Origin of the sequence: Archangium violaceum, from assembly GCF_016859125.1 — a bacterium.
GTDB classification, from domain to species: Bacteria; Myxococcota; Myxococcia; order Myxococcales; family Myxococcaceae; genus Archangium; species Archangium violaceum_A.
The window spans coordinates 1102503-1128695 of sequence record NZ_CP069338.1 but is presented as its reverse complement, the minus strand read 5'-3'; the positions used below and the strand labels follow the sequence as shown (position 1 = coordinate 1128695).

22 protein-coding genes are annotated in these 26193 nt (G+C 67.8%); 10 read left to right on the top strand and 12 right to left on the bottom strand.

Features of this window, described 5'->3' with window-relative positions; genetic code table 11:
- Positions 1-269: 269 nt before the first annotated feature.
- The 3 genes from JQX13_RS04870 to JQX13_RS04860 all read right to left on the bottom strand — a co-directional run bounded on the left by JQX13_RS04870 (position 270) and on the right by JQX13_RS04860 (position 6123).
- Entirely contained in the window at positions 270-3074 is a 2805-nt protein-coding gene (locus JQX13_RS04870) for an extracellular catalytic domain type 1 short-chain-length polyhydroxyalkanoate depolymerase (RefSeq protein ID WP_239014541.1), read from the bottom strand.
- Positions 3075-3408: 334 nt separating this feature from the next.
- Positions 3409-4539 (bottom strand): NADH:flavin oxidoreductase/NADH oxidase, encoded by a 1131-nt coding sequence (locus JQX13_RS04865; protein WP_203407904.1) that lies wholly within the window; start codon positions 4537-4539, stop codon positions 3409-3411.
- Between the two features lie 642 nt (positions 4540-5181).
- Positions 5182-6123, bottom strand: a complete 942-nt coding sequence (locus tag JQX13_RS04860; protein ID WP_203407903.1) for a LysR family transcriptional regulator — start codon at positions 6121-6123, stop codon at positions 5182-5184.
- 135 nt (positions 6124-6258) lie between these two features.
- On the opposite strand from JQX13_RS04860, the gene JQX13_RS04855 reads away from it, so the two are divergent.
- Together JQX13_RS04855 and JQX13_RS04850 are read left to right on the top strand one after the other, a co-directional pair.
- On the top strand, positions 6259-7881 hold the full coding sequence (locus tag JQX13_RS04855; protein WP_203407902.1) for a hypothetical protein: 1623 nt from the start codon (positions 6259-6261) through the stop codon (positions 7879-7881).
- Complete coding sequence (locus tag JQX13_RS04850; RefSeq protein ID WP_203407901.1) at positions 7881-8885, top strand: NAD(P)H-dependent flavin oxidoreductase; 1005 nt, start codon at positions 7881-7883, stop codon at positions 8883-8885. The genes JQX13_RS04855 and JQX13_RS04850 overlap by 1 nt, the downstream gene beginning before the upstream one ends.
- Positions 8886-8912: 27 nt before the next feature.
- On the opposite strand, the gene JQX13_RS04845 is transcribed toward JQX13_RS04850, so the two are convergent.
- A complete protein-coding gene (locus JQX13_RS04845; RefSeq protein WP_343211067.1) occupies positions 8913-9578 on the bottom strand; it encodes a glutathione S-transferase family protein in 666 nt (221 codons plus the stop codon).
- A gap of 187 nt (positions 9579-9765) precedes the next feature.
- Here JQX13_RS04845 and JQX13_RS04840 point away from each other — a divergent pair, with 187 nt between their 5' ends.
- The gene (locus tag JQX13_RS04840; protein WP_203407900.1) at positions 9766-11040 is read left to right on the top strand and encodes a DUF418 domain-containing protein; all 1275 of its coding nucleotides are present in this window, start codon (positions 9766-9768) and stop codon (positions 11038-11040) included.
- Positions 11041-11078: 38 nt separating this feature from the next.
- On the opposite strand, the gene JQX13_RS04835 is transcribed toward JQX13_RS04840, so the two are convergent.
- Positions 11079-12278 carry a tetratricopeptide repeat protein gene (locus tag JQX13_RS04835; RefSeq protein ID WP_203407899.1) on the bottom strand — a complete coding sequence of 400 codons (1200 nt, stop codon included), beginning with the start codon at positions 12276-12278 and terminating at the stop codon, positions 11079-11081.
- A 63-nt stretch (positions 12279-12341) separates the two neighbouring features.
- On the opposite strand from JQX13_RS04835, the gene JQX13_RS04830 reads away from it, so the two are divergent.
- Entirely contained in the window at positions 12342-12956 is a 615-nt protein-coding gene (locus tag JQX13_RS04830) for a hypothetical protein (protein ID WP_203407898.1), read from the top strand.
- A 9-nt stretch (positions 12957-12965) separates the two neighbouring features.
- Here JQX13_RS04830 and JQX13_RS04825 read toward each other — a convergent pair whose 3' ends face one another.
- Positions 12966-13892 (bottom strand): hypothetical protein, encoded by a 927-nt coding sequence (locus JQX13_RS04825; protein WP_203407897.1) that lies wholly within the window; start codon positions 13890-13892, stop codon positions 12966-12968.
- A gap of 266 nt (positions 13893-14158) precedes the next feature.
- Here JQX13_RS04825 and JQX13_RS04820 point away from each other — a divergent pair, with 266 nt between their 5' ends.
- Positions 14159-14755, top strand: a complete 597-nt coding sequence (locus JQX13_RS04820) for a hypothetical protein (protein WP_203407896.1) — start codon at positions 14159-14161, stop codon at positions 14753-14755.
- Positions 14756-14981: 226 nt separating this feature from the next.
- On the opposite strand, the gene JQX13_RS04815 is transcribed toward JQX13_RS04820, so the two are convergent.
- Positions 14982-15680 (bottom strand): hypothetical protein, encoded by a 699-nt coding sequence (locus tag JQX13_RS04815; protein ID WP_203407895.1) that lies wholly within the window; start codon positions 15678-15680, stop codon positions 14982-14984.
- Positions 15681-15900: 220 nt separating this feature from the next.
- Here JQX13_RS04815 and JQX13_RS04810 point away from each other — a divergent pair, with 220 nt between their 5' ends.
- Both JQX13_RS04810 and rraA read left to right on the top strand, forming a co-directional pair.
- Positions 15901-16674 carry an SDR family NAD(P)-dependent oxidoreductase gene (locus JQX13_RS04810; protein ID WP_203407894.1) on the top strand — a complete coding sequence of 258 codons (774 nt, stop codon included), beginning with the start codon at positions 15901-15903 and terminating at the stop codon, positions 16672-16674.
- A gap of 59 nt (positions 16675-16733) precedes the next feature.
- Complete coding sequence (gene rraA / locus JQX13_RS04805) at positions 16734-17156, top strand: ribonuclease E activity regulator RraA (protein ID WP_239014540.1); 423 nt, start codon at positions 16734-16736, stop codon at positions 17154-17156.
- 47 nt (positions 17157-17203) lie between these two features.
- On the opposite strand, the gene JQX13_RS04800 is transcribed toward rraA, so the two are convergent.
- On the bottom strand, positions 17204-17890 hold the full coding sequence (locus JQX13_RS04800; protein WP_203407893.1) for a lytic polysaccharide monooxygenase auxiliary activity family 9 protein: 687 nt from the start codon (positions 17888-17890) through the stop codon (positions 17204-17206).
- A gap of 350 nt (positions 17891-18240) precedes the next feature.
- On the opposite strand from JQX13_RS04800, the gene JQX13_RS04795 reads away from it, so the two are divergent.
- A complete protein-coding gene (locus JQX13_RS04795; protein ID WP_203407892.1) occupies positions 18241-20829 on the top strand; it encodes a glycoside hydrolase family 9 protein in 2589 nt (862 codons plus the stop codon).
- 215 nt (positions 20830-21044) lie between these two features.
- Positions 21045-21764: a Kelch repeat-containing protein gene (locus JQX13_RS04790; protein WP_203407891.1), complete on the top strand. Its 720-nt coding sequence runs from the start codon at positions 21045-21047 to the stop codon at positions 21762-21764.
- A gap of 34 nt (positions 21765-21798) precedes the next feature.
- On the opposite strand, the gene JQX13_RS04785 is transcribed toward JQX13_RS04790, so the two are convergent.
- Complete coding sequence (locus tag JQX13_RS04785) at positions 21799-22104, bottom strand: hypothetical protein (RefSeq protein WP_203407890.1); 306 nt, start codon at positions 22102-22104, stop codon at positions 21799-21801.
- Between the two features lie 297 nt (positions 22105-22401).
- Between JQX13_RS04785 and JQX13_RS04780 the strand changes: the two genes are divergently transcribed.
- Positions 22402-23805 (top strand): transposase, encoded by a 1404-nt coding sequence (locus JQX13_RS04780; RefSeq protein WP_203407889.1) that lies wholly within the window; start codon positions 22402-22404, stop codon positions 23803-23805.
- Here the strand turns inward: JQX13_RS04780 and JQX13_RS04775 are convergent.
- The 3 genes from JQX13_RS04775 to JQX13_RS04765 all read right to left on the bottom strand — a co-directional run bounded on the left by JQX13_RS04775 (position 23780) and on the right by JQX13_RS04765 (position 26183).
- On the bottom strand, positions 23780-24559 hold the full coding sequence (locus JQX13_RS04775; protein WP_203407888.1) for a hypothetical protein: 780 nt from the start codon (positions 24557-24559) through the stop codon (positions 23780-23782). The genes JQX13_RS04780 and JQX13_RS04775 overlap by 26 nt on opposite strands.
- A gap of 97 nt (positions 24560-24656) precedes the next feature.
- Positions 24657-25124, bottom strand: a complete 468-nt coding sequence (locus JQX13_RS04770; protein ID WP_203407887.1) for a hypothetical protein — start codon at positions 25122-25124, stop codon at positions 24657-24659.
- A gap of 318 nt (positions 25125-25442) precedes the next feature.
- The gene (locus JQX13_RS04765; RefSeq protein ID WP_239014539.1) at positions 25443-26183 is read right to left on the bottom strand and encodes an esterase/lipase family protein; all 741 of its coding nucleotides are present in this window, start codon (positions 26181-26183) and stop codon (positions 25443-25445) included.
- Positions 26184-26193: the final 10 nt, after the last annotated feature.

Genomic DNA, 26193 nt, shown 5'->3' with positions numbered 1-26193 from the left:
TTGCCGTTCGCACCGGAGCATCCGGCGCGAGGGGCGCGCACGGTGCCGCTCCCCCGCTTGGACGGCAAGCGGGATGATGAAGGAGACTGAAGAAGGAAGGGACCCGTGAGGTGTCCCGGGTCCCTTCTCGCATCAGGACGTACTCAGGGAGACATCAGCAGCGTGACCAGCGCCACGCGGACGCATCCCTTCAATGCTCCTCCTTGTGTGGGTTCGGGAACACGTTATCCGAGCCCGTACTCTGGAGCCCGAGATGTGCCGCTCGTGGCCTACTTGTACTCCACGGTCAGCACGGCGCCGGTGCCCTCGGTGAGGAAGAGGTAGGCGGTGCTGGTCTGGTTCCGCGAGAACTGGAGCCGCACCTGCGTCCTCCCGGTCTTGTTGATGGCCGCGAGCCCCGCGGCGTTGAAGTTCGTGGAGCTCTGGGAGCCGGTGGAGAACTTGATGAGCTCGGCCACGCTGGAAGCAGTGGCGGCCGCGGTGTAGTCGGTGGTCTCCGTGGCGGCGGCACCGAACGTTCCGTTCTTCAGGTCGAGGGTGAGGGTGTTGCCGGAAGGAGCGGCCCAGGGATCGGCCGACGAGGAGGACCGCGTCACCTCGAGCGAGGCGCGCACGAGGGTGGCGGTGTCCGGGAGCGAGGAGGTGTCGAAGGAGAAGAGGGCCCGGTTGAACTTCGCATCCACGCCCCTGCCGACAGCCGGAGTGTTCAAGGTCCCCACGGCCGGAGCGTTCCCATCGGCGTTCGCCTTCACGTACCCGTCCTCCGCGGAGATGCTGCTGAACGTCACGGTGGTCGTCGTCCCGGCGCCGCTGTTGCTCACGGTCACGGAGGTGTCGTTGTCCGTGCTCACGTTGTTGGCGGCGTCATAGGCCTTGGCCATGAGCGAGTGGACGCCGTTGGCCACGCCCGCGGTGTTCCAGGTGAAGACATACGGCGCGGTGGTGTCGGTACCGGCCAGCGAGCCGTCGATGTAGAGCTCCACCTTCGTCACGCCCCCCGCGTCCGAGGCGCTCGCCGTGACGTCGACCGTGCCGCTGATGGTGGCGGCGTTGGCCGGGGCGCTCACGTTCACCGAGGGAGGGGTGGTGTCGGCGGAGGCGCTCGGCGGGCCGAGGGTGATGCCATCCACCCACGCCTTCGCGCGGCTGACGTTCGAGCCGGTGTCCGTCCCGGTGACGATGAACTTCAGCGTGACGTTCCGGTTGGTGTACGCCGACAGGTCGATGTCCGCGCGCTGCGTCCAGCTGGACTCGGAGACGGTGCCAACGCCGGTCTTCGACGCCGAGTCCACCACGTGGTCGGAGCCGTCGTTGACGACGACCTTGAAGGCCACCGACGCCGAGGTGTTGGCGGCGGAGAGGTCCAGCTTGCGCCAGTAGGTCAGCCGAGGGTTGGAGGTCAGCGCCACGGCGACGCTCGCGGTGCGGGTGACGGTGTTGAAGGCCGGCGTGGCGGAGCCGAGGATGGACCTGCTCCCGGCCATGCCGGTCTGGTCGCTGGCGTCGAGCGCCCACTCGGTGAGGCTCCAGCCCGCGTTGTCGGGGCCGTCGTTGGAGAAGCGCTCGGTGAATCGCACCGAGTTCTGGTCCACCGTCACCACCACCGCGCCGGAGAGGGCGGTGTTGCCCGCGGCGTCGGAGGCCCGGGCCACGAGGGTATGGGGCCCGGTGGCATACGCGGTGGTGTTCCAGTTGTACGTATACGGCCCTGCCTGCTGGGAGGGGACTCCCTGACCCACCGCGGCTCCGTCGATGAGGAACTCCACCTTCGTCACCCCGATGTCATCCGACGCGGTGGCGGCGATGTCGATGGCACCGGCCACGGTGGCGCTGGCGGTGGGGAAGGTGATGGCCACGGTGGGCGGAGTGGTGTCGGAGATGCCGCCGGTCACGGTGACGGAGACGGTGGTGGAGGTGGCGGTGTTGCCCGCGGCATCGGAGGCCCGGGCCACCAGGGTGTGGGTGCCGTTGGTGGCCGCGGCGGTATTCCAGACGTACTCGAAGGGGGCCGCCGTATCGGTGCCCACGAGCGTGTTGTCGATGGAGAACTCGACCTTGGCGATGCCCACGTTGTCGGTGGCGTTGGCGGTCACCTTCACCGTCCCGCTCAGGCTGGCGCCGTGCGCCGGTGAGGAGATGCTGACGGAGGGCGCGACGGTGTCCGAGTTGTCGAGCCCGAAGAACCTCGCCACGTACCAGGTGGAGCAGATGTCCGTGTCGAGCACGTAGGCGCCCGCCGTGCCGCACGCCACGCTGGTGCCGGGGAACTTGTAGGCCGGGTCGATGGCCGTGCCATGGCCCATGCCGGTGAGGGCGTACGTCTCCACCAGGGCATTGCCCGCGGCGTCCTCGTAGACCTTGTGGGGGTAGCCGGCGACGGTGTCGCTGACGTCCGCCGTCATGTCGATGCCATGCACCGACGTCCACTGCTCCAGGGCCTCCGTCTGGTTGGTGTTCTTCACGGTGTAGTCGGAGGTGCCGTGCCAGAGGGAGATCTTCGGGTAGGCGCCGGTGTAGCCGGACCAGGCGCCGCGGACCAGGTCCCTCCACTGCGTGGCCGTCCTGTCCACGCCCGGGCTCATGCAGCTGAAGGCAGCCGTCATCGTGGTCGCGCACTTGTAGGGGATGCCGGCCATGATGGCGGCCCCGGCGAAGACGTCCGGGTAGGTCGCGGCCATGACGTGCGTCATCGCGCCACCCGCGGACAGGCCAGTGACGAAGACGCGGCGCTCGTCGATGGAGTGGTCGGTCTTCATCTTGTCGACCATCTGCTTGATGGAGAGCGCTTCGCCCTGCCCGCGTGCGATGTCACCCGGCTCGAACCAGTTGAAGCAGCCGTTCTGGTTGTTGGCGCTCTGCTGCTCCGGGTAGAGCACGTAGAACTCGAGCTGGTCCGCCAGGGCGTTCCAGCCGGTATTCGTATAGGCGGAGGCCGTCTGGGTACACCCGTGCATCGCCACCACCAGCGGGGCGTTCGCGGGCACGTTGGCCGGGACGTACTTCCACATCCTCAGGTTGCCGGGGTTGGTCCCGAAGCTCGTCACCTGCGTCAGCGGGCTCCGCAGCTCCTCCAAGGAGGGTGGGGCGTCCTCTGCTGACGGTGGGGCCTCGCACCCGAAGACCGCTACGGCGAGAAGGGCTCCGACGACTCCTCCGAAACGCCTCATCAGCATGTGTCCTCCCTGGAACGGGGAGGCGAGGCTCTACCATGAGCTACTGATGACCGTTCATCCAGATTCATGTCAGTGAATGCGCGGGAACATGACGCACGATGTCAGGATTGTGGCCACGAGGGACGCGCGAACATGAACCTACCATCATGCAAACATGAACCCGGCATCATCTCGAAGGAACTCGAGCTGGGGCAGACGCGCCGCGTCATCCGCCCCAGCTCCCCCGGGACGAGAGCTACCGATGCTTCTGACGCGACCGCTCCCGGTTCTCCAGCCAGAAGCCCGACTGGACGGGCCAGTCCGTGAAGTCGAGCGGATCCGCCCCCAGGGTGCGCCGGGCCTGCAGGGCCCACTGGGGCTCGGCGAGCGCCTCACGGGCCAGCGCCACGAGGTCCGCCTTGCCCTCCGCCACGATCGCCTCCGCCTGCGCCGCGTCGGTGATGGCGCCCACCGCCATGGTGGCGAGCCTCGTCTCCTGGCGCACGCGCTCGGCGTAGCGCACCTGGTAGCCCGGGCCCCCCGGGCCGTTGTAGCGGTTGGCGATCCCTCCCGACGAGCAGTCGAGCACGTCGACGCCCCGGGCCTCGAGCTCCCGGGCGAAGACCACCGTGTCGTCGATGGTCCAGCCACCCTCCACGCCGTCGATCGCGGACACCCGGACGAAGACGGGCTTGTCCTGGGGCCACACCGCGCGGACGAGCTCCACGAGCTCGAGCGGGAAGCGCATCCGGTTCTCCAGGCTGCCGCCATAACGGTCCGTGCGGTGGTTGGAGATGGGCGAGAGGAACTCGTTCAGCAGATAGCCATGCGCGAAGTGCAATTCGATGATGTCGAAGCCCGCCCGCAGGGCCCGCTGGGCGGCGGAGCGCCAGGCTCCGCGCAGACGCTCGAGCCCCTGCTCCGTCAACGCCTCGGGCACGTGCCACCCCTCCGCGTGGGGCAGGGCACTGGGCGCCACCGTGGTCCACGGGCCTTCTTTTTCCCCGCGCGCCGCCACGTCGGCCTGGGTCAGGGGACCATCTCCCTGCCACGGCCGCTGCGCCGAGGCCTTGCGCCCCGCGTGGGCGATCTGGATCGCCGGCACCGCGCCCTGCTTCTTGAGGAGGGTGGCGATGCGGGCGAGCGCCGCCTCCTGCTCATCGTTCCACAGGCCCACGTCCCCGTGGGTGATGCGCCCCTCGGGCGAGACGCCCGTGGCCTCCACGAACACGATGCCGAACCCGCCGAGCGCGAAGCGGCCCAGGTGGGTGAGGTGGTAGTCGTTCGCGACCCCGTCCACCGCCGAGTACTGGCACATGGGGGAGACGACGGTGCGGTTGCGCGCCCGCACGCCGCGCAAGGTGATGGGTTCGAAGAGTTTCGACATGGATGAAGAGCTCCATCGCGGCACGCCCTGGGCGGCCGAGTCTCGAGAAGTTGGTCCCGTGACGGATGCGCGAGAACCGGAAGCGTTTCAAGAGCAGGAGACGGAGGCTCGAACCCCGCCACCCCCCAGCCCCTTGCGGATGCCGGGGGGTAGGTCCTCCGACCTCGCCCCCCATAGATGGTGGAGGGCCGGGGAGTCGCTCTTTGGTTCGCGCACGCCCAACGGCAATATGCGTACAACACCCTGTCGGCTCCGTTCATGAATGGAGCTCGAGATGGGCGAACAGCGACGTGGGGCGTACAAGCCGCGCCATCTTTAGCGCTCTTCGCGATTCACTCCAGAGCCGGACAGATCGTCTGAGCGGCGGCCCGCCACGGCTCGTTGGTGTTTATCGTAGAGGGCCAGCGGAGACGTTCGGCATCATCTACAACAACATGCGCTACTTCGATGGAACCCTGGCCCACGAGGACCAGGACTGGAGCGTCATCGAGTGGAGGAATAGCTTGTTCGAACGCTGTGATTGGAAGACCCTGCTGCCGCTGGAGGGGGCACAGAGGCACGCGCGTCCTCGTGGTCTGCCAGCGGCTTCAGGCAAGTGACCGGAGTGCTTCTTCGCCACCAGCGCAGGGCGTCGGCGCGGGCTCAGTCATTGGGGCACACGCCCCTGGCTTCGTTTCGCATCCAGGCGTCCCAGGGAAGGGGCTCGGCGATGCGCTCGACCAGGAAATCGACGAGGGTGCGGACCTTGGGCGAGAGGTAGCGGCGGCTCGGATAGACAGCGTAGAGGGTCAGGGAGCACAACGGGTACTCCGGCAACAGCCGGACGAGGCGGCCCAGTCTCAGGTCTTCGCCCACCTGGAAGGTGGGTTCCATGATGATGCCCCGGCCCGCCAGCGCCGCCGCGCGCAGCGTGTCTCCGTTATTGGTGGCGAGCGGGCCCGCGACGGAGATCCGGATGCGCCCCGTTGGACCCGTGAATTCCCAGATGCCGGGCACCGCGTCGTAGGTGTAGCGCAGGCACTCGTGGTGACGGAGCTCCTCCGGCGTGCGCGGTGCCCCATGGCGTTTGAGATAGGCGGGCGCCGCGCAGACCACCAACCGCGCCGGGGCCAGCGGCCGGGCCACCAGCATTGTCTTCAACTCATGGGTGATGCGCAGGGCCAGGTCATAGCCCTCCTCGACCAGGTCCACCTGGCTGTCGGTGAGCGACAGCTCCAGCTTCACCTCCGGATAGCGCTCCATGTAGTCCAGGAACAGGGGCGTGAGGTGTTTGATGCCAAAGGACACGGGCGCCGACACCCGCAGCAGCCCCTGGGGCCGCCCCGCCGCGGAGGTGATGCTCAGCTCCGCCTCGTCCAGGTCGTTCAGGATGTGCGTGCACCGCTCGTAATAGCTCCGCCCGCTGTCGGTGAGGTACAGCCTGCGCGTGGTGCGGTGCAGCAGCCTCACCCCCAGCCTCGCCTCGAGATCGGCCACCAGCCGCGAGGCCGCCGTGGCGGAAATGCCCAAGCGTTGCGCTGCCCGGGAGAAGCCGTCCAGCTCCACTACCTTCGCGAACACCCGCATCGCCTGAAGGACATCCATCGGCTGATTCTCCCGTTTTTCGGAAGAATGATTTTACCAAAGCCCTGTTTTTCACATCTATGTCATGGATGTATCGGTTCCGCCCTCGGGGGCTGGCGGCTGACCTGGCCCGGCGCCCCTCATGAGGAGCCGAGCATGCGAGAAGCATTGGAACACCTGGACACCCTCTCCCACGAGCTGGAGGGACACCCTCTCTACCGCTGGATTGACGCCTCTCATTTGAAGGACTCGCGGCGCCACTACGACTGCTTCATTCCCCTGCTCGGCTTCGTGATGTCCTTCCCCTTCTACAATGAACGCTATCTCGCGTTCCGCGAGGATGAGACGGCGCCGGAGCAGGACGCGAAGCTCCAGGACACCATCAACCACCATGTCCAGGAGGACCGGACGCACGCGCGGCTCTTCCTGGCGGACTTCCGCAAGCTGGAGCTCGACGAGCTGTGGGGCACCCGGCGCGCCAGCTCACTGATGTGGGCGCTCTGGGTGTCTCCCCTGCTCGACCCGGGACGCGCCGTGGAGAGCCAGCGCATCCAGGAGGTCGTCGGAGACGAGGCGGCGGCGCCCGCCTACCGCTACCTGCATGTGGAGCAGCTCGAGAAGGATGGCAACCTGCTCTTCTCCTCCACGACGCGCCAGGCGGTGCAGGTGAAGCAGCAGACGGGCATCACCCCGGTCTACTTCGGCATGCACCACCTGGAGCGGGAGTCGGGACACGTGGGCGGCTCGGAGCTCGGGCAGGTGGCGTTCTCCGCCGAGCAGACCGAGCGGGCCTTCCGGCTGGTGGAGCGCAAGCACGCGCTCTCGGTGGAGATGAACGACTTCATGCACCGCTTCGTCCAGATGGCGGAGGATGCCGGTGGGCCGGAACCGCTGCTGTCGTGCGAACGGCGCGAGCGCATGAGCGTCGTACGTGAGCAACTGGCCGAGTACCAGGCCGGCCGGCTTCCGGCTCCGACGTGGAGCCTCCGGCCCGAGAGCTTCACGGAGCAGGGTGAGCTCATCGCCGCCTGGCACCGCCATCACGCCGACTTCGTGGGCCACCCCATCTCCCGGCTGATGCGCGAGGCCCGGGGCCCGGAGGTGGTTTTCGCGCTGCGCTGTGCGGCGCTGCTGTTCGCCCCCCGCATCAGCGCGCTGCATGGCTTCTACCTCCAGGACTGCCGGGTGGCGGAGCCCGCCGCGGGACCCGGTAGGCCCACCGTGGACTTCCTGCGCCGCACGTTCTCCACCGAGGCGGAGCTGTTCTTCCATGACTGGGAGGTGCTGGAGATGGATGACCACATCCCCTGGGCGCCCGCGGAGTTGCTCGAGTGGTGGTTCTTCGACAAGGTATACGGTCGGCCGGAGCTGGAGGCCCTGCACGAGTTCCGGCGCGAGACGCTGCGCCATCCGAACGATCCCCTGCTCAAGTACTGGGCCCTCATGTCCGTGCACTTCATGTCGCGTGCCTTCTTCGGCAACCTGCGTGTGCTCACGGAGCGCTTCGCGGTGGACCACCCGGAGCGCTCGCCTCTCGTCTATCTCGAGGGCACGCACCACCTGCTCTACGGCCAGATGGCGCGGGACTGGCGGAAGCCCACCTGCCCCACCTCGCTGGCGCACCTGCCCGCGACCGACGCGCAACGGCGCGCGGTGCTGCGGATGATGGATGCGTTCGCCACGTATGGTCGCCAGCAGTTCGACAACCTGGCGCGTGCCCTGAGCACGGATCGGGAATGTTTCGCCTTCCTGGGCGAGGAGTGGAGGAGGACCCCGTGATGAAGACCCGGATGACCCAGCAGTACGGACTGGACGTTCCCATCATCAGCGCCGGTATGGCCTTCGTGGCGGGGCCTCCGCTCGCGGCCGCGGTGAGCAACGCCGGAGGAATGGGCACGTTGGGTGGGGCGATGTTGCCGCCCCCGGCCCTGGGAGCCATGGTCCGGGCGACGCGGGCGCTGACCTCGCGCTCCTTTGGAGTGGACCTCATCGGCGACTTCGTGGAGGACGCCCACATCGAGGTGCTGGCCGAGGAGCGGGTGGCGGTGGTGGTGTTCTTCTGGGCCCTGCCCCGGCGCGCGCATGTGGAGAGGCTGCGGAGCGCGGGCACGCGGGTGTGGAGCCAGGTGGGCTCGGTGGCGGAGGCGCGCGAGGCGGCGGCACTGGGCGTCGACGCGATCATCGCGCAGGGAGCGGAGGCCGGCGGCCACAACCGCGCGGAGGCGAGTACCTTCGCGCTGCTGCCGGCGGTGCGGGCGGCGGTGGCTCCTCTGCCGGTGATCGCCGCCGGAGGAATCGTGGATGGCCGGAGTCTGGTGGCGGCGCTGGCGCTCGGAGCGGAAGCGGTGTGGTGTGGCACCCGCTTCCTGGCCAGCGAGGAGGCTCAGGCCCATGACGATTACAAGCGCCGGGTGCTGGCCGCGGGAGTGGGAGACACGGTGCGCACGACGCTGTTCGGCCCTGAGTGGCCCGGCCAGATGATGCGTGTGCTGCGCAACCGCGCGGTGCGCGAGTGGCTCGGGCGGGAGGCCGAGGCCCAGGCGCTGCCGGCGTCCGAGCCCATTGGCCATACGGAGATGGGAGGACAGCGCGTGCCCATGCCCAGGTTCTCGGCGCTGCTGCCCACCGTCCAGACCCAGGGAGATTTCGAGGAGATGGCCCTGACGGTGGGCGAGGCGTGCGGCAACGTGCGTGAGCTACTTCCGGCCGCCACCCTCGTCTCGTCGATGGCGGCGGAAGCTCGCGAAGTGCTCGCCACGCTCGGCCGGAGCGTGGGCGGCTGAAGGATTCGGGCGGCTACTTTGATGCTCCTATTTTCCGGGAGGGGCGTACTTCGCGAAGGGGGCCATGTGGTCGGCCAGGGCCTTCTGGAACGCCGGCCGTGCCTCACACCGCAAGCGGTAGGCCTCGAGCACCGGCATCTCCGCGACCAGCTCCGTGTGACGCAGGATGCGCAGCACCGTCGTCATGAGCAGGTCCGCCGCGGTGAAGCGCTGCTCCTCCAGATAATCCCTCCCCCCCATCCAGTCAGACAAACTCGCCAGCCGCTTCTTCACCGCCTCGACCGCCGCCGGCCGGCGCTGCTTCGCCCACTCTTCCCCGGAGTGGAACAGGTCGATCTCCGCGAGTTTCTGGATCGCCGGCTCCACCGTGTTCAGCGCCGCGAACATCCACGTCTTCGTGCGTGCCCGGGCGTGTGGCTCGGAAGGCATCAGCGCCTCGGAGCGCTCGGCGATATGCAGCACGATGGCACCGGACTCGAACAACACCAACCCGTCCTCCTCGTAGGCGGGCACCTGTCCGAATGGCTGGATGCGACGATAGTGCTCGGAGGTTTGATCCTCCGGTCCGATCAGCCGCTCCTCATAGGCGAGGCCGGCTTCCTCGAGCGCCCAGCGTACGCGCAACTCCCGCACCAACCCCTGCGCCAGAGGGGGTACCCATCGAAATGCGCTCACCTTGATCAGGGTCATCATGTCCTCCCCGCCCAGCGTGGTGTTTCCCGCCCACAATACAGGGAATTCGCCTCTCTATTCCTCCTCAAGGCTTCGGCCAGAGCCTGACCCAATCATCCTGGATGAGCTTGCCGCGCATAGGCCCGTGCGTCGTGATGCTGATGCAATTCAGTTGCATTTGTCGAGGCTTCCGGACGAAATGGGGGGCATGCTCCGTCCCTCCCTGGCGCCCGCCGACGATTCGCTCCGTCCGGTCGACCCCGAAGAGCGCATCTCGGTGCTCGATGCGATCCGTGGTTTCGCGCTGCTCGGCATCCTCTTCGCGAACCTGCTCAGCTTCTCCGGCTTCTACGTGATGAGCCCCGCGCAACTGGCGGCGCTCCCCACGGCGGAGCTCGACCGGCTCGTGGTGTTCTGGATGGACCTGCTCGTGGAGGGGAAGTTCTACTCCCTCTTCTCGTTCCTGTTCGGGGTGGGGTTCTTCCTGCTCCAGGAGCGGACGGAGCGCCGTGGCGGCGATTTCCGGCGGTTGTTCCTCCGGCGGATGGCCGCGCTGCTCTGCATCGGTCTCTTCCACATCCTCGTGATGTGGCACGGCGACATCCTCACCCTCTACGCGCTGATGGGATTCGTCCTCCTCCTGTTCCGCGGAGCGGCGGATCGCGCGTTGCTGGCGTGGGCGCTGGCGCTTCTCGTGATGCCCTTCCTCTTCCAACTCGCCATGATGGGGACGGGTGGGGCGCTCGATCCGACACCCCCGTTCGATGCGCTCTCTCGCGCCATTCAGGATGCCGCGGGAGGTCCGGAGGCCACGCTCTTCTCGCTGCGGTCCTCCGAGCAGCCCTGGCAGGTCTTCCTGGGCAACCTCGCCAACGCCGTCCAGCGCCCGGGGCGGTACCTGCAGACGGGACGGCCGGAGAAGGTCCTCGCGATGTTCGTGCTCGGCGTCTGGGTGGGCCGGCGGCTGTTGCCGGATCCGCTCGTCCACCGCCGGCTCCTCGCCCGGGTTCTTGCTGGAGGCCTGGTGCTGGGTCTCCTGGGGAACTCCGTATCCGCGTGGATCCAGATGGAGACCGGGAAGTCCTTCTCGCTCACGCCCCTGGGGCTCGTGCAGACACTGGCGTACGCGGTGGGCGTGGCCCCGCTCGCGATGGCCTATGCCTCGGGCCTGACCCTGCTGTGGGGCACGGCCTGGGGCCGGCGTCTCCTCTCGCCCTTCGTCCCTCTCGGCCGCATGGCCCTGACGAACTACCTCTGCCAGTCGGTGCTGGGACTCCTGAGCTTCTACGGCTACGGATTGAACCTCATGGGCCGGGTGGGCGCGGTGTGGATGCTTCTGCTCACACCCGCGATCCTCGCCGTGCAATGGGGGCTGAGCGTCCTATGGCTTCGCCGCCACTCGCAGGGGCCGGTGGAGTGGGCGTGGCGCCAGCTCACCTACGGGCGTCCACGCTCCCTCCGTGTCCCGGCGCCCTCCCGCTGAGGCTCTGACGGACGGGCTTCTACCAGGGGGTGAGGGGTTCAGCCCCGGATGATGGGCGGACGCAGGGGCGCCCCGTGGATCTGCGCCTCCAGCTTCCGGGCCTGCTCCACCAGACTCGCGTCGCGGCTGGCCTTGACGCGCTCGATGAACGGCAGGGCCTCCTGTTTGCGGTCCTGTTTGAAGAGCGCCAGCGCCAGGTTGAGGTTCACCCGGGGCTCCTCCGGATGGTCCGCCAACAGCGCGCGAAGCACCCGCTCCGCCTCGGCGGTCCGGTCCTCCGCCAGATACAGACGGGACAGGTCGAGCACGGGCTCCAGGGCCCGCGGCGCGGCGTGCTGGAGCTCCTCCAGCAGCGAGAGCGCCTCCCCCTGCTGACCCTGCGCCGTGCGCACCTGCGCGAGCGCGTGCTTGGGATCGATCGCCTCGGGCGCGAGCCGGATGGCCTCCTGGAGGGCCTGCGCCGCCTCGGGCAGCTTCCCCAGGGTGAGCAGGGCCAGTCCACGCTGGTAGAGGGGATTGGCATCCCCCGGTTTGAGCGTCTCGAGCGCCTGCGCCGCCTCGAGGGCCTTCTGGGGCTCGCCCTGTATGAGGGCGCACTCGAAGCGAGCCTGCTGCAGGGGCACCTCGCGCGGATGGGCGGCCACCGCCTCGTCGAGCACGGTCATCGCCTGGGCGAAGTGGCGCAGGGCCATGAGCGCGCGGGCGTGGAGCAGCCGGGGCATCCACTCTCCGGGCGCGAGCCCACTGGCCACGCGAAACGCATCCCGGGCCTTGTCCGCCCGGCCCTGCCGGAGGGCGATCTGTCCCAGGTCCACCAGCGCCTGGGGGCTCTCGGGCTGGAGCGTCAATGCCGCGCGCAGGGCCTTGGAGGCCTCGTCATCCATGCCCCGGCGCAGCAGGGCCTGTGCATGGGCGTAGTGCTCCACGAACCCGGCGCCAGGGGCCTGGGCCAGACCGGCCAGGCGCTTCAGCACCTCGGGACTGTCCCCATCATCCTCCAGGGACGCGATCAGGGCCCGCGCGGCCGAGTGCCCGGGGGCGAGCGCCACCGTGCGGGACAGCGAGCTCCTGGCCGCTTCGGGTTGACTCAGGGCGAGCTGGGCCCGAGCCAGGCCGAACCAGCTGTCCACGTCCTGGGGATGCGAGCGGAGGATGGTCTCGAAGGAGGAAACCGCGGCTGCGTACTCGCGTTGTGCCAGGAGGCGCAGACCTGGCTGTGCATGCTCGGATGGGTTCATGACACCGGACATTGTAGCCACTCGGGGACTCACACAGCAGGGGATTGGCACCATACTGGGGACATGTGGCGGCATCTCCTCGGGGCGGCCTTCGTGCTCGTTCCCGGTCTGCTCGGGCTCCAGGCCTGGCGTTTCCTCCGGCTGTCCGGCCCCACTCCCGGGAGGCGGCTTCGTGGGCTCCCCCGGTGCACCGCGGCCGAACTGAGCCGCTTGCGGCCCGGCGAGCGCGCCGTGGTGGAAGGGCGGGTGGTGCCCGCCTCACCGGGGGCCGGGTTGCCAACGCTCACCTCGCGGAAGAGGACACGACGGCGGGGGGCGCGCACGCTCGAGGCCTGGCGGGAGCACCCCTCCACTCCGCCCATCGGGCTGGAGACGGAGGAGGGACGCGTGCTGCTCGTCAACGGGGACTACACGCTCCGTTTCCCGAGACAGGCGGAGGCGCCCGGCGGGGAAGCGAAGGACTCGAGGGCCTTGCGCGAGGGAGACCTCGCCTGCGCCCTGGTGTCACTCGAGGAGCCGGGCAGGAAGCCTCGGGCCAGGGCCGAGTGGCTCTACGCCGCTCCCCTGGCGCATTACCTGTCCGAGGTCCCCGTGGACGTACGGCTGATGCGCTGGGCCGTGGTCGCGCTGTGCGGTACCTCGGCCCTGGGCGCGCTCTGGTGGGGATGGCTGAGCTGAAACGGAAGCTCAGTCGTCCCAGGTGGTGAGCAGACCGGGGACTTCCTTGGCCAGGTTGCCCGCGTTCACCTCGCCGGAGATGTCGAAGCCCACGCCCACGCCCACGGCCGCATAGGCCTTGGCCTTGAAGTGGGTGAAGCCTGCCTCGAACTCCGCGCCCGCCATGGCGCCCGCCGCCGCCGTGACGCCCAGCTTGCCCTTGGCCACTTCATGCCCGTTGACGGTGGCGGAGATCTCCCCGGAGAGGCTGCCCTTGGCGCCCGCGAAGCCCTCGGCCCCGGCGGAGATGGACACGCCGTCCTTGCCCATGTGCACCTTGAGGTTGATGGAGCCGTCGATGCCCACCTTCCCCTCGGCGCCCAGCTTCACCTTGACGGAGATGTCCTCGCCGTTGACCTTGAACTTGAACTCCTTCTCGGCGGACCCCTCCGCCTTGAGGAGGTTGGCCTCCACCTCCAGCTTCACGTTCAGGTCGACGCCGCTGAGCCCCTTGGCCTCCGCGTTCGCCTCGCCGTCCAGCTTGAAGCTCGGGCCCTCCACGGAGCCCTTGAGGTCGACGCCACCCGGGAGGGTCGTCTTCCCCTCGGCCAGCGGGGCGCCCTTCGCCTCGACGAGCGGCTTCGCACCCGGCTGCTTCGTGGTGAAGAGGGTGGCCTTGGCCTCTGGCGAGACATTCTTCTGCTCGACCGCCTTGGTGTCCCGGCCCTTGTACTCGTACTGGTCCCGCGTCCCGGTCCGCTTGTTGTCGTACGTCTTGGACTTCGTCGAGGTGGACGTCGTCTCGTTGGAGCGGGTGGTCGTGGTGGTGACGCGGTTCTCCTTCACCGCGCTCTTGGAGGAGCCATTGCCCTTCGTCGCGCGCTGCTTGGTGACCTCGACACTGGAGCTACGAGCCTTGCTGTAGAGGTTCGAATCAGAGCGGCGGATGGGCGGCATGGGGTGTTCTCCAACGGAGCCACGGACGGGCTCGAATGACTTCGACGGTCCCATTATCGGGGGGACGCGGCGCGAGTTGCGTGATTCCAGCCGATTTCCGCGAAGATCATGGCATCGTCCCCGCGATGACTCCAAACCGAAGTCGTTCCAGGGGTTTGTGGCTGGCGCTGGGGTTCGCGGTCCTGGTGTCGGGCGCGCTCGCCGCCGGGATGGGGTATGCCGCGCACCTCGCCAGAGAGGAGGCCCGACAGGCGGAATCACTCCCCGTGAAAACGGCCGCCACCCTGGGTGGGCTGCGTCCTGGGGAGGCCGTGTTGGTGACGGGAAGGCTGGCCAGCGACAACCCCGTGCTGTTCCGCCGCTACGTCGCGTACCTCCATCATGAGCCGTACCGGGACACCTCCGGGAGCACGGCACGGACACGGTGGAGGGTGAAGGAGCGCGTCACGCCCGCCCTGCTGGTGGAGACGCCCTCGGGCGGCCGGGTCCGCATCCGCAACGAGGACTACGCCATCGGAGCGGCCACGAAGGAGCCCGGGGAGTTGGACGAGCGGGGCCCCACCTCCTGGAAGGACGAGAAGAGCGAGGGCTCGTGGGATCCCTCGAGGCCCGCCACGGGTTCGCAGTGGTACACCGGTTTCGAGGCCGGCCAGGACGTCGTGGTCCTGGGGACGCTGGCGAGCGGCGGGGAGACGCCGGAAGTGAACGCCACGCGCGTCTTCGGCGGCACCCGGGAGGAACTGGTGGCCTCGGCCCAGGGCTCGGCCCGGTTCTTCCAGATCGCGTCGTGGGTGCTGTCCCTGGTCTGCGCGGCGGCACTGGTGGCGCTGGTGTGGCCCGTCCTGCGCCGCTCGCGAGGCTGAGCCCGGGGGAGCGAAGCGGGCTCCCTCAAGGAGTGCCGCGAGCGGCCGGCACGCGCTTGCGCGGCAGGGCCAGCAGCGGCTCCATCTCGTCCTCGCCCACCAGGAGTGGACGAACGTCACGTAGGGCAGCAGCAGTCCCACGAGGGCGAAGAGTCCGCCAAGGCCATACAACCTTTATCGGAGCTGCTGTTCCCGGCCCGGGAGGCTCCAGTCGGTTCGAGCCGGCTCAATCACTCCACCGCACGTAGAGCAACATGGCGCGGCAGTGGCTCTCGGTCCACAGGTCGACGCCCCGCATCGGGCCGTTCAGCCAGCGGCTCTTCACCTCTTCGGTTGCCCTGGCCGTGACCTCATCGATCAGCAGCTTGATGCCCGCCTGCTCGTTGTCCCGGTCGCGCTCCAGCAGCTCGGCGACGTTGAGCTCACCATGGATGCGCTTGACGGTTTCATAGACATCGAACGCGTAGGCCTTGGTGCGCTCGACATCCTCGCGGCGCGCGATGTCGGCCGTGTGTCCCGAGATGAAGGTCTCGAAGTCATAGGCGAGCAGCCGGTCGAAGGCGCCGAGGTAGGCGAACATGTTTCCCGTGATGTCGAAGTCCAGCAGCGGTACCCAATCCGGCGCGAGCAGGTCGACCGCCATCATCACCTTCTCCTCGGGCAGGTAGATGATCAGGTCGCCCTCGGATGAATGGAACTCGTCGCGCTCGAGCAGGAGGGTCCGCGAGCCCTTGCGCAGCGTCAGCTTCTCGCTGAAGACGCGAGTGGGGCTCAGGCGGCGCCCGTCGCGCTTCTTCTCGAAGACGCCGGGGGCGAGCTCACGGGTGAGAAAGCCGTGCGAAAGGTCCGTGACGTTGTCGGGTTTGACGTGGATGAAGTGGCAAGGGCCGTGGGCGTCGCCGTGTCCACCGGTGGCATTCAGCATGGGATTGCTCCTGGGGTCCGAAGTCGATGAGGAAGATGTACAGCGACTGTCTTTGCGGTGGAACTGGCATGAAATGGTTCGAAACGTTCGAGAGACTCGACATGCTCGACTCCGTTTCCCTCGCCGCTCGCGCCCTCGGGGCTTGCCTGGAAACAGTTTTCTTCCCGACAATCATTCTCACCGGGGGGGTCCCGGGTCGTACACAAAGGGAAGGGCCATCATGAAGAAGCTGGACAAGAAGGTCGCCATCATCACCGGCGGGGGCGGCGGTATCGGGGCCGCGACGGCGAAGCTGTTCGTGGAGGAGGGTGCCCGGGTGCTCATCGTGGGCCGCAGCGAGGAGAAGCTGCGCAAGACGATGCAGGACATCAACCACGAGAACATCAGCTACACGGTGGCGGACGTGTCGAAGGTGGAGGACACCCAGCGCTATGTGCGGCATGCGGTGGATCGCTACGGTGGCATCGACGTGCTGGTGAGTAACGCGGGCACCGAGGGGCCCTACAAGCACATCCTCGAGCACACCGTGGAGGACTTCGACCAGGTGATCGCCACCAACGTGCGCGGCACGTGGCTGTCCGTCAAATACGCCTTCCCGGAGCTCCAGAAGCGCGGGGGCGGGAGCATCATCCTCACCTCGTCCATCGTGGGGATCGCCGGATTTCCAACGCACTCCGCGTACACCACCAGCAAGCACGCGGTGGTGGGGATGGCGCGCGCGCTGGCGCATGACGGCGCCCCGTTCCACATCCGGGTGAACGCGGTGAGCCCGGGCGTCATCGACAACGACATGATGGCGTCCACCCACCGGCGCCTCTCCCCCGGCGCCGAGGAGCAGATGAAGAACACCATCTCGGCGCGCGTCCCCATGAAGCGCTACGGGACCAACGAGGAGATCGCCCGGATGTATCTCTTCCTCGCCAGCGACGACAGCAGCTACAGCACCGGCGGCGTGTATGTGTCGGATGGTGGCATCACCGCCGGCCTCATGTAGTTCCCCGGGTGGGGGGCTCGCTTGCGTCTGGTACGTTCACGTCGAACAGGAGCGAGTCCATGGACCTTTTCCTCGACTACGGCGGCCGCCGCTCCTTCTCCGGCCCCATCAGCACGGTGCGTGCGCCCGAGGACAACTCCCTCGTGCGCAAGGCGCTGGAGGAGCCCGGACAGGGCCGGGTGCTGGTGGTGGACGGCGGAGGCAGCCGCCGCTGCGCGCTGGTGGGTGACCAACTGGCGGCGCTCGCGCAGAAGAATGGCTGGGCGGGCGTGGTGGTGAATGGCTGCATCCGCGACGCCGAGGAGGTGGGCCGCACCGCCATCGGGATCAAGGCCCTGGGCACGCATCCGCTCAAGAGCGGCAAGCGCAATGAGGGCCAGCGCGAGGTGGAGGTGCGCTTCGCGGGGGTCACCTTCCGGCCCGGTCATTACCTCTACGCGGACGCGGACGGCATCGTCACGTCGGAGAAGGCGTTGAGCTGAGGACAGGCCCGACCGCCCCGTGAGCGGTCGGGCTTCCTACCGTGTTGTCAGAACACCACGTCGATGCAGCCGTGGAAGCGCTCGTACGTGAAGTAGTTGCGTCCCCACTCGGCATAAATGACGTGGCGCCCCTGCCGCTGCGGGATGTTGCACGTGGTGTGGAAGAGCGCGTTGGCCTTGTCCGGAGTGACCGCTGGATTGCCGTTGGGGTTGCGGTCATCGTACTTGAGGACGCAGAACGCTTCTTCCTCGAAGTCGTCCCAGGTCAGGGGCTTGCCGACCTGATAGACGAAGCCGGGCTTGGTGATCCAGTAGCGGAATTCCTCGGTATCGTCGTAGTGCGGCCCCCAGGAGATGTTCCAGGTAATGGTCTGGGGACCGGCGCTGATGGTGCTCGTCGGCCAGTTGATGGACTTGTCCCAGGGGGTGGCGCCGCCGCGCCAGGTCTCGCTGCCGAAGCCGCAGACGTTCGACGGCAGGGGGCTGACCACGGCCCGTCCCTGGGTGTGGGTGAGCACGCTCATGAACTGATAGCCGCCGGAGAAGTCATCGCGGAAGGCGTCGGCGCACTCCGCGTATTCACCGGGCCTGCCCACCTCATCCGGCTTGGTGTGCGCTCCACAGAACCAGTTGCGCGACGGTGGGTCCTGGATCAGTCCATGGCCATGTGCAACCGAAGCGGCTCCCAGTGCCAGGGATAGAGACAGCCATGTCTTTCCATTCTTCGCCAGCATGGTTTTCTCCCTTGGATTACGATCGAGCAAAGTGCTGTTTCATGGCGGTGACATGTTCTTCCGTTGTCACAATGCCTTGAACGCGCCACCGCTGGCTCGGACTCTCGGGCGAGGCGCTGGTCGCCATGATTGATTAAGAATGAATTCAGGTCAAACGATCTTTTGATCCCGACATGCCTCAAGAGCCAGGCGCCGCGGGAACTGTGCGATTCGCTATAGCAGATGTGTCGCTCTCCATTGAGGGTCATGCGTGTATTGACATATGAGAGGTCAAGCCGCGAGAATCGAGTAAATCCGTGAAGTCGGTAAAAAAATTCAATTTCGATGTACTGCCTGAAGGAGCCCTCGAGATGAAGCCTCCCATTCGCGTCTCTCTCTTCGGCGTGCCGGTCGTCATGCTGGCGCTCGCCGCCGCCTCGCTGACGTGGGTTTCGACCCCAGCCCAGGCCCAGCCGCCCGAGCAGATCGTCAACGGAACCTTCGACTCCGGCCATGCTCCCTGGTGGGGCACCAGCAACATCACTCTCGATTCGAGCGGCGGCGAGCTCTGCGCCGACATCCCGGGGGGAACCCTGAACCCCTGGGACGTGATCATCGGCCAGGACAACGTTTCGCTCGTCGCGGGCGAGACGTACCGGTACAGCTTCGTGGCGACCGCGACGTCCGACTTCCCTGGCAGGGCGCTGATCCAACTCCCCGTCGACCCGTGGACGCAGTACCTGGCCGCCTATCCGCAGCTGACCGCGGAGGCCAATACGTACACCTATACCTTCACCTCGCCGGTGAGCCTGCCCAACGCGCAGGTTGTCTTCCAGATGGGCGGCAGTGCCACGCCGTGGCGCTTCTGTGTCGACAACGTGTCCCTGCAGGGGGGCGCCCCGCCTGATGTCTACGAGCCGGACACCGGTCCCCGGGTACGGGTCAACCAGGTGGGCTATCTCACCCACGGTCCGAAGAACGCGACGGTCGTCACCGAGGCCACGACCGCGCTGCCGTGGCAGCTCGTCAACGGCTCCGGCACGGTGGTGGCGAGCGGTCTGAGCACGCCTCGTGGCGTGGACGTCAGCTCCGGCCAGAACGTCCACTCCATCGACTTCAGCGGGTACGTCGTGGCCGGGACCGGCTACACCCTGGTCGCCGACGGTGAGACCAGCCGTCCGTTCGACCTCGGTGACAATCTCTACGGTTCGCTGCGCGACGACGCATTGAAGTTCTACTATCCGCAGCGCAGCGGCATTGAAATCCTCGAGAGCCTGAGGCCGGGGTACGCCCGTCCCGCCGGTCACGTCGGGGTCGCGCCGAACATGGGGGACACGGCCGTGCCGTGTCAGCCGGGCGTCTGTGATTACACGCTGGATGTGTCCAGTGGCTGGTACGACGCGGGCGACCATGGGAAGTACGTGGTCAACGGCGGAATCTCCGTCTTCCAGCTCATGAATGCCTTCGAGCGGACCCGATACGCCCGGGCCTCGCGGCCGTTCACGGACGGGCAGCTCGCCATCCCGGAAAGTGGAAACGGCGTGCCAGACATCCTCGATGAGGCGCGCTGGGAGATGGAGTTCCTGCTCCGCATGCAGGTGCCCGCTGGCAAGCCGCTGGCCGGCATGGTCCACCACAAGGTGCACGACGACTCATGGACCGGCCTGCCGCTCCTGCCCCACCTGGATCCCAAGAGGCGCGAGCTGCACCCGCCGTCGACGGCGGCGACGCTCAACCTCGCCGCGACCGCCGCGCAGGCGGCGCGCCTGTTCGCTCCGTACGACCCGGCCTTCGCGCAGAGGTGTCTGACGGCGGCGCGGGCGGCGTGGGCCGCGGCGCTCGCCCACCCGGCGATCTACGCCAGCCCGTCCGACGGTGTCGGTGGCGGCGCGTACGAGGACTCCGATGTCAGGGACGAGTTCTACTGGGCCGCCGCGGAGCTCTTCCTGACCACCGGGGAGGCACCGTTCCGTGACTTCGTGCTGGGCTCGCCGCTGCATACCGCTGACATCTGGACCGAGCAGGGCATCACCTGGCGGGATGTCGCCGCGCTGGCCCGCATGGACCTGGCGATGGTGCCGAGCAACCTGCCGGACCGCGCCGCGGTGCGGCTGTCCGTCGTGGAGGGCGCAACGAAGTACCTGAACACGCTCGATGCTCATCCGTATGGGCTGCCCTACGCGCCCGCCGACAACATGTATGCGTGGGGCTCCACCAGCCAGGTCCTCAACAACATGATCGTCATGGCGACCGCGCACGACATCTCCGGCGAGAAGCGCTTCGCCGACGGCGTGGCGCAGGGCATGGACTACATCCTGGGCCGCAACGCCCTGAACATCTCCTATGTCACCGGTTACGGGGAGGTGAGCTCCCAGAACCAGCACAGCCGGTGGTATGCGCACCAGCTCAACCCGGCGCTGCCCCACCCGCCTCGGGGCTCCCTGTCGGGCGGTCCGAACTCGTACATCCAGGATCCGATCGCCCAGCAGAAGCTGACGGGTTGTGTGGCCCAGTTCTGCTACATCGACGACATCGAGTCCTATGCCACGAACGAGTTGACCATCAATTGGAACGCCCCCCTGGCCTGGATCGCCGCGTTCCTCGCCGGTCAGGGTGACGGGGCGGCCGCTCCCGCCTCCTCGTGTCAGGTCGGTTACGTCAAGCAGGACGATTGGCGTGATGGCTTCAACGTCCAGGTCACCCTCCGCAACACTGGCGCCAGTGCCATCGACGGCTGGACCCTGCGTTGGTCATTCCTGGGCGGACAGACCGTCACCCGTGCGTGGAGCGTGAACGCCAGTCAGTCCGGCGCCACGGTCAGCGCGAGCAACCTGCCATGGAATGCCCTCATCCCGCCTGGCGGAGAGGTTTCCTTCGGCTTCGTCGGAGCTCCCGCGACGGGGCCGAATCCCAACCCGGAGCTGTTCACCCTGAACGGCTCCGCCTGCATGGTCAGGTGAGGAGGAAAATCGGTTCAAAAAAACATCGCGTCCCTCCCATTCAACCCGGAGTCCGCACCGCATCGGGCGGATTCGTGGGTGATTTCGAGGAGGGACGAACGATGGATTGGAATCCGAGAAGGTCTTGGGGCTTCCTGCTGGTGTGCTCCTCCCTGTGGTGCGCCAGCATGGCGTGGGCCAGCGGCGAGGAGTGAACCTGGTCTCCGGGTGCGAGCATGGCCTACGCTCGCGCCCATCATGCGGCGGTGCCGCTGCCTTCGGGGGAAGTGCTGGTGATGGGCGGCGACGGTAGGAAAGAGGCGAACGGCGAGAGCGAGTATTTCTCGCTCGCCACGGCTGAGCGCTATCAGCCCTTCACGGACACCTGGGCACCCACGGGCAGCATGCGCGAGGCCCGACTCTTCTTCGGGGCGGTGGCACTGCCCTCGGGAAAGGTGCTGGTGGCGGGAGGAGTCGCCACCAGGCACAGCCCCTTGCGCTCGGCGGAGCTGTACGACGCCTCCACGGGCACGTGGTCGGTGACGGGTGACCTGCTCGAGCCGCGGTACGCGCCTGGTGCGACACTGTTGCCTTCGGGGAAGGTGCTGGTGGTGGGGGGAGACAATGGCCGTGGCGCGCTCGCGACGGCGGAGTTGTACGACCCCGTCACGGGCACCTGGACGGCCACCGGGAGCCTGAACACCGCTCGCCTGTCGCACTCGACCACGGTGCTGCCTTCGGGGAAGGTGTTGGTCGCGGGGGGCTACAGCGACTGCTGCGCGCTCGCGTCGGCGGAGCTGTATGACCCCGCCACGGGCACCTGGACCTCCGCCGGTTCGATGTCTTCCCCTCGCAAGGGGCAGTCGGTCACGGTGCTGCCCTCGGGCCAGGTGCTGGTGACGGGGGGAACTGGAGACTGGGACCTCACCGCCACGACCGAGCTCTACACGCCGTGAGCCGTGGCCCGCGCGGAGCTTGATGCCTGGCGGACTACCCGCCGCAGGCCGCCGTATCGTCGTTGCCGGCGATGGTCACCTGGACGTGCGTGCCGATGAACGGCGCCGCCCTGGCATTCACGAGACAGGTGGGCAGGAGCGGGTTGTTCTCCACCGTGAAGCTCTGGCCCACCCGTGTCAGGCGGTCGAGCTCGAAGGTGCTCAGCTTCGCGTTGTCCCGTACGTCCCTCTGGGTCTCCAGGTAGGCGTTGTTCACGATGCGGATGGAGCCTCCCACGCTCCGGAGCGAGGAGGAGATGCAGAACGGCATCTCCTTCGTCACCTCCGAGGTCTCGAGCACGTCGTTGCCATCATCCAGCCCCGCCCGGGACAGGTACCCCCCTTGGGGCAGCGCTCGCCCGGGGGCTCGGGCACCGCGCGCATCAGGACTCCTGCTTTCCTTGGCTCGATGACTGCCAGGAATACGGAGCGGGGAATTCCGCCTGGTCGTTCGCCCGTGTTTTTTCCGCGTCGGGCTCAAGAGCGCTCGATAAATCCCAGGAAGTGAAAGCTGGGTGATCCAAAGGTGGGTGGGGAAGGCAAAGCCCCACCCCTGGGGTTCGGGTGCAAGAGGTACCATGTGAAGTAGGCAGGGGGAGTGAGCCAGAAGAAAGCGCGGGCAGCAGAGGGAAGAGTCCGGACGAAAGAGCCGGACAGGTCGCAAGGCTGGCTGTTCAAGCAGATGCCGGAGCAGTTGGTGGAGCCGGAGCACCCGGTGCGGGTAGTGGCGGCGGCGGTGGAGGCGTTGGACCTGAGAGGCTTTCTGGCCGGGGCCAAGGCGGTGGAGGGACATGCGGGACGCCCGGTGACAAGTCCCCGGTTGCTGTTGGCGCTGTGGGTGTACGGGATTCAGCAGGGAGTGGGGACGGCGACGGAGCTGGCGCGCCGGTGCGAGGAGGACAGGGCGTACCAGTGGCTGGCCGGTGGAGTGAAGGTGAGCCACGACAAGCTGAGCCAGTTCCGGGTGGAGCACCTGGAGGTGTTGCAGCAGGTGTTTACCGACGTGCTCTCGGTGCTGTTGCAGCAGGGGCTGGTGAGTTTGGAGCAGGTGGCGCAGGACGGCACGCGGGTGAGGGCCAGTGCCTCGGCGCCTTCGTTCCGGCGGGAGCAGTCGCTGCGGGAGTGCCAGGAGCAGGCCGAGCTGCACTTGCAAGCGGTGCTGGCGCAGAAGGACGACCCGGAGCTGACGCGTGGGCAGCAGGCGACACGAGAGGCCAAGGCGCGTGACTACCAGGCGCGGGTGGACGCGGCGCTGGAGGCGATAAAGCAACAGCAGGCCAGGAAGAAGGGGGCGGACAAGGAGAAGGTGCGCGCCTCCTCCACGGATGCGGATGCACGGGTGATGAAGATGGCCGATGGGGGTTTCCGACCCGCCTACAACCTGCAATTCGCGGTGGCTGGGGAGGCGCTGGGAGGGCCGCGAACGATTGTGGGAGTGGAAGTCACCAACCAGGGCAGCGACATGGGCAGCGTGAGCCCCATGGTGGAGCAGATTGAGCAACGCACGGGCCAGGTGCCCGAGCGCGTGCTGGCCGATGGCGGCCATGCCACGTGCGCAGACGTGAAGCAGTGCGCGGCCAAGGGGGTTGAAGCGCTCATTTCGGTGCCCGAGCGCATGGCCCAGGCCGGGCAGCAGGGGGACCATTCCCCCGAGGTAGAGGCGTGGCGTGAGCGCATGCGCACCGACGAGGCCAAGGAGCAGTACAAGGCCCGCGCCGGCCTGGTGGAGAACGTCAACGCGCAGGTGAAGGGGCGCTATGGCCTGACGCAGGTGACGGTGCGGGGGCTGGACAAGGTGAAGTGTGTCGCCTTGCTGGTGGCCCTGGCGCACAACCTGGCCGCACACGGCCAGCCTCTGGTGGATGCGCTGCTGGCGCGCCAGAGCGCGCTTGCCGAGCCGGCTCACCTCCTCGAGCTGGCTCCAGGCAACGCGGCCTCTCTCGGTGGCGGCATCAGTCCGGTGCCGGTGGACCAGGTCACCGCCTTGCCTGCTGGCTTCTGACGGCCAGCCCCCTGCCGCGTGTGGTGTGACCGGGCCTCTCAGGCTCCAACCAGGCGATGAGCCCCCGGGCTGTGTGGTTGAATCCCGCTCTCGCCTGCTTCCCACCTGTACAACCCCCCCCTCCAACTCCGCGCCTCGGGATGGGCGATTTCCTCCGCCCTCCCCTCCACTTCCTGATCGCGCTCTGCTCCCGCGAGGGATTTATCGACTGCTCTTCAGCGCCCGAAGGCCAGCTCCACGCCCACATGGGCTCCCACCGGTCCCGGCCATCCGCGGTGAGGAGGTCCATTCCAATGAAGGCGGAGGCTCGCAGCCGCAGCGGGTCCATGTGCGCCACCATGCCCCCGGAGACGTGGGTGGAGAGCACGGTGGGGTCTCCCTGTGTTCCACCCGGGAACTTCACACCCACCAGGCTCCAACCCGCGGCGGCCTCGATGAACGGGCTGACGGGCTTGCTGTCCTGGACTCCCACGAGCCCCTGGACCGAGAGGCGATGGAGGGACACGCCAGAAGAGGAAGGCCAGGGCGAGAGCGCGTACGCGGCGCGGAGTCCAAACATGTACGGCGCCGGGGTGGTGCGCAGCGCCACGCTGGGCCCGAAGGTGAACTGGCCGAGCTCGAGCGGGGCCCGCGAGGCCACGGCGCCCACCTCCCATCCGAAGCGGGAGGCGGGCTCGGGCGTGGGCGGGAGCCGCGGCACCCCGTGCACCCCAGACGCGGGGAAGTCCACGGGCACGAAGGGGGACGTGGTCACGTACCGCTCATAAAAGCTCCGGTCGAACGCCACGGAGAAGAGCCCGCGCCCGCGCGTTTACGGGGCACGGCGGACATTTCCGCCGTGCCCGGGCCGGTTAGAATGCCCTGGGGCCTGCCAGGGCGATGCGGGCGATCTCGCTTCGGAGCGTCTCCTCGGTCTGCCCGTTCGCCCAGTTCGTATGGCCCGCCAGGGTGTGGCCTGCCTCCTTGTTGGCTACGATCACAGCGCCCTGCTTCATGTTCGCGAAGACCTCCACCAACCTGGCCTTGCCGAGCTTGCGGATGTTGCCCAGCGTCGCGTCGACGAGGCGATCGACCTCCCCCTTCACGACAGCATCGGTCTGGCCCCGGGCCCACCGGCGGTGAGCCTCGAGGTCCGTGGCGGTCTGGCCATTGGACACCTGCCAGGCATTCTTGATGTGGGCGAATACGTTGGCCTGCTGCTCCTTGGTGATCGTCGGCCCCCCGGTGAAGAACGAGGTCTGCGCCTGGGCCTCCCCGCTGAACAGGAACAGCACGCCCAGCATGGCCAGCGGCCCAACGAAGTGACGAATCGAAGTCATGGTCTCTTCTCCTTCTCGAGGGTGAGGTTGATACGGCGGGCGGCTGGGATGCATGGCCGGTGCCAGGGCGGTGCGCCCAGAGGCCTCGGAGCGTTGGACGCCTGAGCCCGTCATCCATCCGGGAGTGACACGGCGGTTGACGTGTCAGTTGACGTGTCGGCCAACGACAGGCCCCACCGCATCAAGGCGTCTGGGCGAGCCACGCGTCGCTCCCGCGACCTTGACGTCATCCAGATTGGTGGCGGCGGGACTTGTCGACGGGGAGCTCATGAGCCTTCCTTCCACGGAGCTCCGTTGTCGGAGATGACAGGCGGCGCGTCATCTTCTCCCAGGGTAGGCTTTCTGAGATTCCCATCCGTCTCGAGGCGGTGCGACCGGCAGGGGGAGAAAATCCTCCGGACGTTCCACCGTGAGGGCCTCTTCCACCGAGCGGAGGACCCGCCCATCGCGCAGCATCAGCGGGTGGAGGATGACGGGAATGGTGCGCTCCCTGGCTCCGGCCAGCTGGGAGGAGCGGGCGGGGAGGATCATCAGGTCGAGCGGTGTCCAGAGGGTGAAGACCTGGACGTCCCCGAACGGTGACTCATCGGCGGCGAGCCCCCGCAGCAGATCGCTCCCGGGCCGCATGTCGCGTGCTCCGGGGTTGGCTCGCAGCCACCCCGTCAGCGTTCCCGCGTGGGGGCCGGAGATGGACACGAAGCGGCGCACGTGGTTCCTGCCCTCCAGCCGCTGCAGGTAGTAGCGGCTGACGAGTGCCCCCATGCTGAAGGCCACCACGTCGATTCGCGCACGGCCTGTCCGCGCGCGCAGGCGTCCGGCCGCCTCGGCCACCTGTCCGGCCAGCACGGAGATGGGGGCCGCCCCGTCGTTGGGCTTCAGTTCGACACGCTGCACGTCCTGGAAGCCGGCCCGCGTCAACCCGTCCGCGAGCGGCGCCAGGGAGCGCGCGTCGTCATCGATGCCATGCACCAGCAGCACGGGCAAACGCGTGGAAGCCGCGTCCGGAGCGGCGGTGGTGGTGGAAACGGTGGCGGAGACTCGAGTGGAGGCCGAGGTCATGGCTTCGCAC